10 protein-coding genes are annotated in these 12,486 nt (G+C 68.3%); 6 read left to right on the top strand and 4 right to left on the bottom strand.

Annotated elements, in window-relative coordinates:
- Positions 1-42: 42 nt before the first annotated feature.
- Positions 43-966 carry an NAD(+) diphosphatase gene (gene nudC / locus KF889_02265; GenBank protein MBX3498242.1) on the top strand — a complete coding sequence of 308 codons (924 nt, stop codon included), beginning with the start codon at positions 43-45 and terminating at the stop codon, positions 964-966.
- Positions 967-1,064: 98 nt separating this feature from the next.
- On the top strand, positions 1,065-2,246 hold the full coding sequence (locus KF889_02260; protein ID MBX3498241.1) for an NADH:flavin oxidoreductase/NADH oxidase: 1,182 nt from the start codon (positions 1,065-1,067) through the stop codon (positions 2,244-2,246).
- Positions 2,247-2,325: 79 nt separating this feature from the next.
- Here KF889_02260 and KF889_02255 read toward each other — a convergent pair whose 3' ends face one another.
- The 3 genes from KF889_02255 to KF889_02245 form a co-directional block, all read right to left on the bottom strand.
- On the bottom strand, positions 2,326-5,499 hold the full coding sequence (locus KF889_02255) for an efflux RND transporter permease subunit (GenBank protein ID MBX3498240.1): 3,174 nt from the start codon (positions 5,497-5,499) through the stop codon (positions 2,326-2,328).
- Positions 5,500-5,514: 15 nt separating this feature from the next.
- A complete protein-coding gene (locus tag KF889_02250; protein MBX3498239.1) occupies positions 5,515-6,672 on the bottom strand; it encodes an efflux RND transporter periplasmic adaptor subunit in 1,158 nt (385 codons plus the stop codon).
- Positions 6,673-6,764: 92 nt separating this feature from the next.
- Positions 6,765-7,670: a prephenate dehydratase gene (locus KF889_02245; protein MBX3498238.1), complete on the bottom strand. Its 906-nt coding sequence runs from the start codon at positions 7,668-7,670 to the stop codon at positions 6,765-6,767.
- Between the two features lie 120 nt (positions 7,671-7,790).
- Between KF889_02245 and KF889_02240 the strand changes: the two genes are divergently transcribed.
- Positions 7,791-8,318, top strand: coding sequence for a hypothetical protein (locus KF889_02240; GenBank protein ID MBX3498237.1), 528 nt, complete (start codon positions 7,791-7,793; stop codon positions 8,316-8,318).
- Here the strand turns inward: KF889_02240 and KF889_02235 are convergent.
- Positions 8,269-9,027 carry a 3-deoxy-manno-octulosonate cytidylyltransferase gene (locus tag KF889_02235; GenBank protein MBX3498236.1) on the bottom strand — a complete coding sequence of 253 codons (759 nt, stop codon included), beginning with the start codon at positions 9,025-9,027 and terminating at the stop codon, positions 8,269-8,271. The genes KF889_02240 and KF889_02235 overlap by 50 nt on opposite strands.
- 144 nt (positions 9,028-9,171) lie before the next feature.
- On the opposite strand from KF889_02235, the gene KF889_02230 reads away from it, so the two are divergent.
- From KF889_02230 to KF889_02220, 3 genes are all read left to right on the top strand, one after another.
- Entirely contained in the window at positions 9,172-9,672 is a 501-nt protein-coding gene (locus KF889_02230) for a c-type cytochrome (GenBank protein ID MBX3498235.1), read from the top strand.
- A 19-nt stretch (positions 9,673-9,691) separates the two neighbouring features.
- Positions 9,692-10,471 carry a histidinol-phosphatase gene (gene hisN / locus KF889_02225; GenBank protein ID MBX3498234.1) on the top strand — a complete coding sequence of 260 codons (780 nt, stop codon included), beginning with the start codon at positions 9,692-9,694 and terminating at the stop codon, positions 10,469-10,471.
- 96 nt (positions 10,472-10,567) lie between these two features.
- Complete coding sequence (locus KF889_02220; protein MBX3498233.1) at positions 10,568-12,445, top strand: ABC transporter substrate-binding protein; 1,878 nt, start codon at positions 10,568-10,570, stop codon at positions 12,443-12,445.
- The last annotated feature ends 41 nt before the right edge of the window (positions 12,446-12,486 follow it).

Here is a 12,486-nt window from a genome sequence, read left to right as displayed (position 1 = left end):
TGTCCGGCCCGAACCGAGACCAGGACAGCGGAAAAGGGGCCGATGCGCCGCAATCCCTATTCGAGCGCCGAGATCGACCGCGCCTCGCATCGCCGAGAGATCGACGACGACATCGAGGATCTGCTGGTCGCGTCGAAGACCAAGTTCATCCCCGTCGACAACGAGCGCAACCTGGTCGACAAGCGCGGCCAGCCGGCGGCCGTGTTCATCCAGGGCATGATGGCGCGCGCCATCATCCGCGGCGGCTCGCATCCGATCTTCCTCGGCCTGGTCGAGGGCGAGGCCTATTTCGCGCTCGACGTCACCGGCTTCGACATGCCGGTCGACGGGCTGGGCGAGTTCATGGACCTGCGCCAGGTCGGTCCGTTGCTGTTCGCCCGCGAGGGCTCGCTGCTGGCCTATGCCCGCGGCATGACCTACTGGCACCGGCGGCACAAGTTCTGCGGCGTCTGCGGCGCGCCCACGCGGGTGGCCAAGGCCGGCCACGAGCGCGTCTGCACGGCGGAGTCGTGCAAGGCGCAGCATTTTCCCCGGACTGATCCAGCCGTGATCATGCTGGTGCATCACGGCGATCACTGCATGCTCGGCCGCAGCCGGCATTTCCCGAAGGGCATGCATTCGACGCTCGCCGGCTTCGTCGAGCCGGGCGAAAGCTTCGAGGACGCCGTGGCACGCGAGATCTACGAGGAAGTGAAGGTCAAGGTAAGCGCCGTGACCTACCACTCCTCGCAGCCCTGGCCCTTCCCGGCCTCGGTGATGATCGGCTTCCACGCCGAGGCCCCGAGCATGGAGTTCGAGGTCAACAAGGAGGAGCTCGACACCGCGCGCTGGTTCCACCGCGAGGAGCTGCGCGAGGAGAACCTGCCCAAGGACGGCTCCTTCTTCATGCCGCGGCGCGATTCCATCGCCCGCCGGCTGATCGAGAACTGGCTCGGCCACGAGGCCGGGCCCGGCCCCAACGGCTAATGACTGTCATCCCGAGCGCAGCGAGGGATCTCGGATAGCCTAGATCCCTCGCTTCGCTCGGGATGACAGAGGGATCACACTCCCGGGAGATTGCGGACATGGCCCAATTGTTCACGCCCTTCCGCCTGGGCGGCGATGTCGAGCTGCCCAACCGCATCGTCGTGTCGCCGATGTGCCAGTACTCCGCCGTCGAGGGCTCGGCGATCGACTGGCACCTCGCGCATTACGGCGCGCTGGCCAGCAGCGGCGCCGGCCTGATGTGCGTGGAGGCGACGCATGTCTCGGCGCACGGCCGCATCACCCATGGCTGCCTCGGCCTCTACAGCGACGCCAATGAGGCGGCGTTGAAGCGCGTCGTCGACTGGTGCCGGGCGTGGATGCCGACGACGAAGCTCGCGATCCAGATCGCCCATGCCGGCCGCAAGGCCTCGGCGCAGCGGCCATGGAAAGGCGGTGGCCCGCTGACCGCCGCCGATGCGCCGGATACACCGTGGAGCACGGTCTCGGCCTCGGCGATCGCCTTCGACGCCACGGGGCCAGGTGTCGGCTTCCAGGGCGGCGTGCCCTCGCAGCTGCCGACGGCGAAATGGCACACGCCGGTGGCGCTGGACCGCGTCGGCATGGAGCGCGTGAAGGCCGAGTTCGTCGCCGCCACCGAGCGCGCGGCGCGGCTGGGCTTCGAGGTGCTCGAACTGCACGGCGCGCACGGCTATTTCCTGCACCAGTTCCTCTCGCCGCTCACCAATCACCGCGACGACGAATACGGTGGCTCCATGGACAAGCGCCGGCGCTTCCCGCTCGAGGTCTTCGAGGCGGTGCGCCGGGCGTGGCCACGCGAGCGCGCACTGGGCGTGCGGCTGTCGGCGATCGACTGGGTCGAAGGCGGCATGACCATCGAGGACACGATCCAGACCGCGCGCGAGCTGAAGGCACTGGGCTGCGACTTCATCGACGTCAGCTCGGGCGGCACGATCCCCAATGCGAAGATCACGGTGACGCCGGGCTATCACGTGCCGTTCTCGGCGCGCATCCGCAGGGAGGCCGGCATCGCCACCTGGGCGGTGGGCGTGATCACCGAACCGGAACAGGCCGAGCAGATCGTCGCCTCGGGCGCCGCCGACTGCACCGCCCATGCGCGCGCGTTTCTGGTCGATCCGCGCTGGGGCTGGAACGCGGCCAGGGCGCTGGGCGCCGAGCCGCCGCCGCTGCCGATGCCCTACCACCGCGCCGCCAGCATCCTGCCCTTCAAGCCCCAGCCGGTGGCCAAGGCGGCGGAGTAGGGCTGGCGGCGCGCCACTCCAGTGGCGCGGAGGACGATCGACAAGACGCGCCACTGGAGGGGCGCGCCCCGGCCTAGTTTCAAGCCGGCGGCAGCGACTCGGCCGGCGGCCGCGTCGGCCTGGGCCGCAGCTTCAGCACCAGCCAGCGCAGCGAGACGTAGAACACCGGCGTCAGGAACAGGCCGAAGAACGTCACGCCGAGCATGCCGAACATCACGGCTGTGCCCAGCGCCTGGCGCATCTCCGAGCCGGCGCCGGTGGCGAAGGCCAGCGGCACGACGCCCAGGATGAAGGCGAAGGCGGTCATCAGGATCGGCCGCAGGCGCAGGCGGCAGGCGTGTACGACGGCGGCGACCGGGTCGAGCCCGTCGTTCTCCTCCGCCTGGCGGGCGAACTCGACGATCAGGATGGCGTTCTTGGCCGCCAGGCCGATCAGCACGACGAGGCCGATCTGGGTCAGCACGTTGTTGTCCATGCCGCGCGCCATGACGCCCAGCAGGGCCGACATCACGCTCATCGGCACGATCAGCACGATCGCCAGCGGCAGCGCCCAGCTCTCGTACTGCGCAGCCAGCACGAGGAAGACGAAGACCACCGACAGCGCGAAGATGAAGATCGCCGTGTTGCCGGTGGTGCGCTCCTGGTAGGCGAGCTCGGTCCATTCGAAGCCGATGCCCGGCGGCAGCATGCTCCGGGACAGGCCTTCCATGGTGTCGAGCGCCGTGCCGGTCGCGACACCGGGCGCGGCGCTGCCCTGCAGCGGCACCGAAGTGTACATGTTGTAGCGCTGCACAAGCGACGGGCCGGCCACGTCCTTGATCTCGACCAGCGTGCCCAGCGGCACCAGCGCGCCGTCGGCCGAGCGCACGCGCAGGCGGGAGATGCGGTCGCGCTCGACGCGGAAGCGCTCGTCGGCCGAGACGCGCACCTGGTAGACGCGGCCGAAGGCGTTGAAGTCGTTGACGTAGGCCGAGCCGAGATTGTTCTGCAGGGCCTCGAAGATCGCGCCGATCGGCACGTTGAGCATCTGCGCCTTGGTGCGGTCGATCTCGAGATAGACCTGCGGCGTGTTGGCCGAGAAGGTGGTGAACACGCCCATCAGCCCGGGCGCCTGCTGCGCCGCGCCCATCATGGCATAGGCCGAGGCCAGCACGCGGCGGATGTCGGCGCCGTCGCGATCCTGCAGCTGGATCTTGAAGCCGCCCTGGCTGCCCAGGCCGCGCACCGGCGGCGGCGGCACGGCGATGATGAACGCCTCCTCGACGCCGCCGATGCGCTGCATCACCTGGCCGATGATGGCGCCGGACGACAGCGCCGCGCCCTGGCGTTCCGAGAACGGCTTGAGGGTGGCGAAGACCACGCCGCTGTTGGAGGCGCTGGAGAAGGTGGCGCCGTTCAGCCCGGTGATCTCCACCGTGTTGGCGACGCCGGGAACGGCGCGCACGATGTCGGAGACCTTCTGAGTGGCAACCTGTGTGCGCGACAGCGAAGCGCCGTCGGGCAGCTGGATCACCACGATGATGTAGCCCTGGTCCTGCGGCGGGATGAAGCCGGTGGGCACGCGGCCGAACACCCACCAGGTCACGCCGATCAGCGCGCCGTAGACCGCCAGCGAGATCAGCTTGCGCCGCGCCACGAAGCCCACCGCGCCGGCATAGCCGCGCGCCATCCGGTCGAAGCCGCCGTTGAAGCGGTCGGCCGCCCAGCGCAGGGCGCGGGTGAGCGGGTTGCGGATGCGGTGATGCGGCTCGTGCGGCTTCAGCAGCAGCGCCGCCAGCGCCGGCGACAAGGTCAGCGAGACGAAGGCCGAGATCACCGTCGACACGGCGATGGTAAGCGCGAACTGGCGGTAGAAGGCACCCGTGATGCCGGGGATGAACGCCGTCGGGATGAACACCGCCGACAGCACCAGGGCGATGGAGATCACCGCCGTGCCGACCTCGTCCATGGTGCGGTGCGCCGCCTCGCGCGGCGACATGCCGCCCGCGATGTTGCGCTCGATGTTCTCGACCACGACGATGGCGTCGTCGACGACGATGCCGATCGCCAGCACCAGGCCGAACAGGGTGAGATTGTTGAGCGAATAGCCCAGCGCCGCCATCACCGCGCAGGTGCCGATCAGCGAGATCGGTATGGCGAGGATGGGAATGATCGCGGTGCGCCAGGACTGCAGGAAGACGATGACCACCAGCATCACGAGGATGGTCGCCTCGACCAGCGTGCGATAGACGGCGTCGACCGAGGCCTGGATGTAGTCGGTCGGGTTGTAGACGATGCGGTACTCGATGCCCTTCGGGAAATCGCGCTTCAACCGCTCCATCTGGTCGATGACGTTGCGCGCGCCGGCGAGCGCATTCGTGTTCGGCCGCTGGAACACCGCGATGGCGACGGCAGGCTTGCCGTTCAGGTAGGAGCCCGTCGCGTAGTCCTGGGCGCCCAGCTCGACGCGCGCCACGTCCTGCAGGCGCACGATGCGGCCCTCGCGCGAGCGCACGATGATCTGGCGGAACTCGCGCGGATCCTCGAAGCGACCCTGCGTCGTCACCGTGAGCTGGAAGGCGTTGTCCTTGGGCGCGGGCTGCGCGCCCAAGGAGCCGCCCGAGACCTGCACGTTCTGCTCGCGCACCGCGGCGACCACGTCGCTGGGCGTCAGGCCGTAGGCGGCGAGCTTGTCGGGGTCGAGCCAGATGCGCAGGCTGTAGAGACGCTCGCCGAAGATGATGATGTCGCCGACGCCGTCGAGGCGCAGCAGCTGGTCGCGCACCCGGTTGCGGGCGTAGTTGGAGACATAGAGCTGGTCGTAGCTGTCGTCCGGCGACACCAGATGCACCACCATCATGAAGTCAGGCGACGACTTGTTGGTCGTCACGCCGAGCTGCACGACGGGCGTCGGCAGGCGCGGCATCGCCGTGCTGACCCGGTTCTGCACCAGCACCTGCGCGGCGTTCAGGTCGGTGCCCAGCCGGAAGGTGATGGTGAGCGACATCGCCCCGTCGGCGCTGGAGTACGAGGACATGTAGAGCATGCCCTCGACGCCGTTGATCTGCTCCTCGAGCGGCGCCGCCACGGTGGCGGCCACCGTCTCGGCGTCGGCGCCGGGATAGGTGGCGCGCACCACGATGGTCGGCGGGGCGATCTCGGGATACTGCGCCACCGGCAGGTTGAGATAGGCGATGGCGCCGACCAGCGTGATCAGCACCGACAGCACGGTCGCGAAGATCGGCCGGTCGACGAAGAAGCGGGCGAAACGCATGACAACTCTGTCCGTCTAGGGCGCGGCGCGCGTGGGCAGCAGGGTCGTCGGCTTGGGCGTGACCTTCACGCCCGGACGCACGCGCATCAGCCCGTCGACGACGATCATCTCCTCGCCGGTCAGTCCCTCGCGGATCACGCGATAGCCGTCGATGCGCGGCCCTGGCCGCACCACCTTGGGCGTGACATTGCCGTCCTTGTCGACGGCGTAGACGATGCGCCGCGTCTGGTCGCTGGCGATCGCCTCGTCGGGCAGCAGGATGCCCTGGTAGGAGGGCGAGCCCTGGATGGCGATGCGCCCGAACATGCCGGGCGTGAGGAAGCCGTCGGGATTCGGCACCTTGGCGCGCAGCCGCATCGTGCCGCTGGCGGGATCGAGGCGGTTGTCGAGGAAGTCGATCGTGCCCTTGCGCTTCAGCTCCTTCTCGTCGCTGGTGGCGAGGAACACCTCGGCGCCCATGCTCTCGCCGGTGGCACCGCGCTTGGCCATGCGCGAATAGGCGAGGAACGAGCGCTCATCGACATCGAAATAGAAGTCGATCGGATCGACCGTCACGATGCTGGTCAGCATCGTGGTGTTGGCGTTCACCAGGTTGCCTTCGCTCACCAGCTTGCGCGAGATGCGCCCGCTGATCGGCGCGCGGATCTCCGAGTACTCGTAGTTCAGCCGCGCCTGCTCCAGCGCGGCCTTGGCGCCGGCGAGGTCGGCCTGCGCGGCGAGGAACTGCTGGCGGCGCTGGTCGAGCGCCTGCTCGGTGCCGGCGCCGCTTTTCACCAGCCGCTCGGCGCGCTCCAGCTCGAGCCGGGCGAGATCGAAGCGCGTCTGCGTGGCGACCAGCGTCGCCTCGGCCTGGTCGAGGGCCGCCTTGAAGCCGCGGCGGTCGATGACGAACAGCACGTCGCCTTCCTTGACCAGCGCGCCGTCCTTGAAGTGCACCGACTCGAGGTAGCCGCCGACCCGCGCGCGCACCTCGACGGCGCCGACCGCGTCGAAGCGGCCGGTGAACTCGTCCCACTCGACGATGTCCTTCACCACGGGTTTCGCCACGGTGACGGGCGGCGCCGGCGGTGCCTGCTGCGCCATCGCACCAGTGATCAGTGCCGAAACAATCGGCACAAGCAGCGCCGTACGAACGATCGGGATCAAGACGAAGCCCCCGGGGAGGATCGCCATGGACTGGCGACTTTGCGCCTATATGGGGGAGGACAATCGCGATTGAAATAGGCAGGACCGCCTCGCCATGGCGATGCGGGCACGATTTTCCTTCATGTCCCGGTGCGGGTCGGCGCCTCCCATCCCTTGCGGCGGAAGGGATGTGCCGGAAACGTGCCGAGCAGTCGCATCTCGGAGAAAAACCCCAGCTCCTCCAGGGCCAACTGCACCGAGGGATGGTCCTTGTGGCCCTCGATCTCGGCGTAGAACTGCGCCTGCTCGAATGCCGCGCCCGAGAGGTAGCTCTCCAGCTTGGTGATGTTGACACCGTTGGTGGCGAAACCGCCCAGCGCCTTGTAGAGCGCCGCCGGCCGGCTCCTCACCTCGAAGACGAAGGCGGTGAGATAGGGCCCGCCGACGCGCCAGTCGGTGTCGTTGGCCTCGCGCGAGAAGATCAGCATGCGCGTGGTGTTGTGATTGGCGTCCTCGATGCTGCGCTTGAGCACCTGCAGGCCGTATATCCTCGCCGCCAGAGAGGAAGCGATCGCCGCGACCTTGGGGTCGCCGAGCCTGGCGATGTCCTTGGCGGCGCCGGCGGTGTCGGCATGGACTTCCGGCGCGATGCGCTGGCGCTTCAGGAAGCCGCGGCATTGCGCCAGCGCCTGCACGTGGCTGCGCGCCACCTTGACCGTCTTGAGCGTCGCGCCCTTGACCGCCACCAGGCAGTGCTCGACGCGCTGGAAATGCTCGCCGACGATCCACAGGCCGGCATTGGGCAGCAGGCTGTGCAGGTCCGCGACACGGCCGGCGATCGAGTTCTCGATCGGGATCATCGCCAGGTCGGCCTTGCGCGCATGCACCGCCTGGACCGCGTCCTCGAAGGTGCGGCAGGGCAGCGTGCCCATGTAGGGAAACGCCGCACGGCAGGCCATGTCGGAATTGGCGCCGAACTCGCCCTGGAAGGCGATGGTGTTGGTGGGAGCGTCGGAACGGGCGGAGGTCTTGCGGCGCGCGGCCATGATGGCAATCCGGTCGAGACAGATGGGCGAAGCTGAATTAGCAGGCCTGTTGCGCAGGGAACAGCGCTAGATCGCCCGCCGCCGCACCATTGCCCGCATCTTCATCAGGGGAGATGGGGCATGTGTGCAGCGACTGTCATCCGTTACGAGCGCGGCGATGAGTATGTCGAGAACCTCTACACCGCGATCACCAAGGACAAGAGGACCGGCAAGGAGATCAGGACCAGCAAGACCGCGTACGGGCTGGTCGGCACGCTGTGGGTCGGCGGCTATGCCTTCGACACCATCGAGCGGATGCATGGCTACGTCCACATGAAGCCGGGCGACTACCCGATGTCCTCGATGTACGACGAAGCCCACACCAACGGCACGCACGGCCTCGTCGTCAACCCGTGGCTGGGCAAGACCGCCCAGGCCGACCCCCAGCAGCGCAACATCCTGATCCACAAGGGCTCGATGCCGTCGCATTTCGAGGGCTGCATCGGACCGGGATTCCTCGAGGGCGGCAAGCTGACCTACTCCCAGCAGGCGATGGAGATCATCTGGGAGCAGTGCGGCGGCAAGGACCGAACGAAGAGCATCATCGTCACACTGCGCGTCAGCGGCCAGATGCCGGCCCTCGAGAGCTGCCGGAAGTACGCCGGCTGAGCAACAACCGGCGGACGGCCGCGAGGCCTTCCGCCGTATCCACCGCCGGCGCCACGTCGTCGACAATGCGCACGCCAATGCGCATGCCGTGCTCCATCGCCCGCAGCTGCTCCAGGCTCTCGTCCAGCTCGCGCATGCCGCGCGGCAGCGCGGCGAAGCGTTCGAGCGCGGCGCGCTGGAAGGCATAGATCCCGATGTGGCGCAGCGCTGGACCGGCGGGGCGCCGCCGGCTGAAATCGAGCGCCCGGCCCGCCCGGTCGAGCGTCACCTTGACAATGTGCGGGTCGTCGAGCGCGGCGGGCGGCATCGGCCCACCCACCGTCGCCATGTCCACACCGGAATCGGCCAGCGGCTCCAGCGCGGCCGCGACGGTTGCCGGCGCGATCGTCGGCAGGTCACCCTGCAGGTTCACCACGACATCGTGCCGCCGGCCCGGGTCAATGGCGGCGAGCGCCGCTGCGACGCGGTCGGAGCCGGTCGGCAGGTCGGGGTGCGTCGACACTGCCAGTCCACCCGCTTCCTCGATGATGGCGACGATTTCGGCTTCCGCGGCCGCAACCACGACCGGGCCGATGCCGGCCTCCGTGGCGCGGCGCCAGACATGGACGATCAGCGGCTCGCCCGCGATATCGAGCAGCGGCTTGCCGGGCAGGCGACCGGCGCCGAGCCGCGCCGGTACCACGACGATGGGGTTGCGGCTGAACGTCATTTGCCGAGCGAAATGAGGATGTTGCGACCTTAGGCCGCGTCGGGCGCGGCCGCAGCGATTCGATACTACAGCCGTCACCGGGGGTGTGGTAGATGCCCTGCGGGGCACGAATTGCCACTGAAGAGCACGGATTGGGCACGCGCGATGTCGCTTGAGTTCAACAAGATCGCCGGCGCGGTACTGGCCGCCAGCCTGGGCGCCATGGTCATCGGCAAGGTCGCCGGCGCGCTGGTCCATCCGAGCTTTCCCGAGAAGCCGCATATCGCCGTGCAGGAAGCAGCCGTCGAGGCCAAGCCCGGCGCGGCGCCCGTCCCGGTGCCGGCGCTGCCGCCGAACGGCGACGCCGCGGCCGGCAAGATCGCCTTCGACCGCAAGTGCCTGACCTGCCACACCCCGGACAAGGGCGGCGCCAACAAGGTCGGCCCCAACCTGTTCGGCATCCACGGCGGCAAGAAGGCCCATCTCGCCGGCTTCGCCTATTCGGCCAACATGCAGGCCAAGGGCGGCGAGTGGGACGACGCGACCCTCAACGAGTTCCTGTGGAAGCCGGCGACCTATATCAGGCAGACCAAGATGGCCTTCGCCGGCCTGAGCAACGACAAGGAACGCGCCGACGTCATCGCGTACCTGAAGTCGCTGAAGTAGGACAGACACCCGCCATCCTATGGTTTCGTCCGTTCCCGCCTCTTACGTCGCGCTCGCCGAGCGGCTGGCCGACGCGGCGGGGCCGGTGATCGCGCGCCATTTCCGCACCCGCGTCGACATCGACGACAAGGAAGACGCCTCGCCGGTGACCATCGCCGACCGCCAGGCCGAGGAGCGCATGCGCGCCATCCTCGAGGCCGAGGTGCCGGGCCACGGCATCCTGGGCGAGGAGTACGGCACGGTGCGCGCCGACGCCGAGTGGGTCTGGGTGCTCGACCCCGTCGACGGCACCCGCGCCTTCATCACCGGCCTGCCGATCTTCGGCACCCTGATCGGGCTGTGCCGTCGCGGCCGGCCGGTGCTGGGTATCATCGACCAGCCGATCCTGCGCGAGCGCTGGCTGGGCCATGCCGGCGCCCGCAGCACGCTCAACGGCCAGCCCATCGCCACGCGGCCCTGCGCCAGCCTGGAAAGCGCCTATCTCTATTCGACCGCGCCGGCGATGTTTACCGACTTGCTGGCGCCGCGGCACCTCAGGCTGGCACAGAAGGTCAAGAACCTGCGCTGGGGCGGCGATTGCTACGCCTACGGGCTGTGCGCCGCGGGCCATGTCGACCTGGTCGTCGAGGCCTCGCTCAAACAGTACGACTACGCCGCGCTCGGCCCGGTGATCGAGGGCGCCGGCGGGGTCTGCACCGACTGGGCCGGCAGGCCGCTCGACCTCGATTCGGACGGCACCATCGTCGCCGCCGGCGACGCGCGCGTGCACGCCCTGGCCCTGGAATCCCTGGCCGGCTGACTGCCGCGACCTTAACCGCATCGTGAGCACCGTGGCCCTTGGTTTGCCACGAAGGACGTCCTAGCTTCGGCATCGGGTCAGACGGAGGCCAACGGCATGATCAGGCGCGGCGTCGAACGACGATCGGTGGTGCTTGGGTTGGCGACCACGGCCGCCCTGCCCCATCTCATGGGACCCTCGATCGCCCGGGCACAGGGCGAAGGCAAGACCGTCATCGCGCACGGTATCGCCATCCACGGCCAGCCGGAGACGCCGCCGGACGCCAAGCACCTCGCCTATGTCAATCCCGACGCGCCCAAGGGCGGCACCATCAGGCTGGCCGGCCGCGGCACCTTCGATTCGCTCAATCCGTTCATCCTCAAGGGCACCGCGGGTGCCGCGGTCGGGCTGATCTACGAGACCCTGCTGGGCTCCAACAACGACGAGGCCTCGACCGGCTACGGCCTGCTGGCCGAGACCATCGAGGTGCCAGCCGACCGTGCCTGGGCAGTCTTCAAGCTGCGCGCGCAGGCGCGCTGGCACGACGGCAAGCCGGTGACGCCGGACGACGTCGTCTTCTCCTTCAACATCCTCAAGGAGAAGGGCGCGCCGCAATATGCCGTCTACTGGCAGGACGTGAAGAAAGCCGAGAAGCTCGACGAGCAGCGCGTGAAGTTCACCTTCGGCGGTGGTGACAACCACGAGCTGCCCAATATCATCGGCCAGCTGCCGGTGCTGCCCAGCCACTGGTGGGCGACCCGCGAATTCGACAGGACCAGCCTCGAGATCCCGCTGGGCAGCGGCCCCTATCGCATCGAGTCGCTGGAGGCCGGCCGCTTCATCAGCGCGCGCCGTGTCGAGGACTACTGGGGTCGCGAGCTGTGGCTCAACAAGGGGCGGCACAACTTCGACGTCGTGCGCTACGACTACTATCGCGACGAGCAGGTGGCGTTCGAGGCCTTCAAGGCCGGCCAGATCGACTATCGCGACGAGCACACCTCGCGGCTGTGGGCCACGGCCTACGACTTCCCGGCGGTCAAGAATGGCGCGGTGAAGATGGTCACCATGCCGCATTCGAACACGCTGCCGATGCAGGGCGTGATCTTCAACCTGCGCAGGGAGCAGTTCCGCGACCGCCGCTTCCGCGAGGCGTTCATCCATCTGATCGACTTCGAGTGGTTCAACAAGACGCTGAGCTACGGCCTGCTGACCCGCATCAACAGCTACTTCTTCAACTCCGAGCTGGCGGCGACCGGCCTGCCCTCCAAGGAGGAGCTGGAGATTCTCGAGCCGCTGCGCGGCCAGATCCCGCCGGAGGTTTTCACCAAGGAGTACAAGCTGCCGGTCACGGACGGCTCCGGCAACAATCGCGAGGGCGCCCGCCGCGCCATTGCGCTCCTGAAGGAAGCCGGTTGGGAGATCCGCAACGGCAAGATGACCAACCTCAAGAGCGGCCAGCCACTGAGCTTCGAGCTGCTGCTGGGCGAGCCTCGCCTGGAGCGATTTGCGCTGCCCTTCAAGCAATGGTGCGAGCGCGTGGGCGTCGAGGTGCGGCTGCGCACGGTCGATCCGGTGCAATACCAGAAGCGCATGGAGTCGTTCGACTTCGAGGCCACCATCGAGCTGTTCGCCAACTCCCTGTCGCCGGGCAACGAGCAGCGCGAGTACTGGGGCAGCAAGGCGGCCGACACGGTGGGCAGCCGCAACACGCTGGGCATCAAGGATCCGGCGGTCGACAAGCTGATCGAGCTGGTCGTCTCGGCGCCCGACCGCAAGAGCCTGGTCATCCGCAGTCGCGCGCTCGATCGCGTGCTGCTGTGGAACCAGTTCTTCGTGCCTCAGTACTACTCGACCACCTGGTGGGTGGCCTACTGGGACAAGTTCGGCCGGCCGGAGAAGCTGGCGAAATACTATCCGCGCGGCTGGACGACCTGGTGGATCGACGCCGAGAAGGAACGCACGCTCTCGCAGCGCGCGCCCGAGCGCAAGACATAGACGACATGCGAGCAGGTTCGATCTCCTGTCATCCCGGGCGC

The sequence above is a fragment of the Alphaproteobacteria bacterium genome, assembly GCA_019635875.1.
GTDB lineage: Bacteria > Pseudomonadota > Alphaproteobacteria > Reyranellales > Reyranellaceae > JAFAZJ01.
This window is presented reverse-complemented; position numbering and strand designations above follow the sequence as displayed.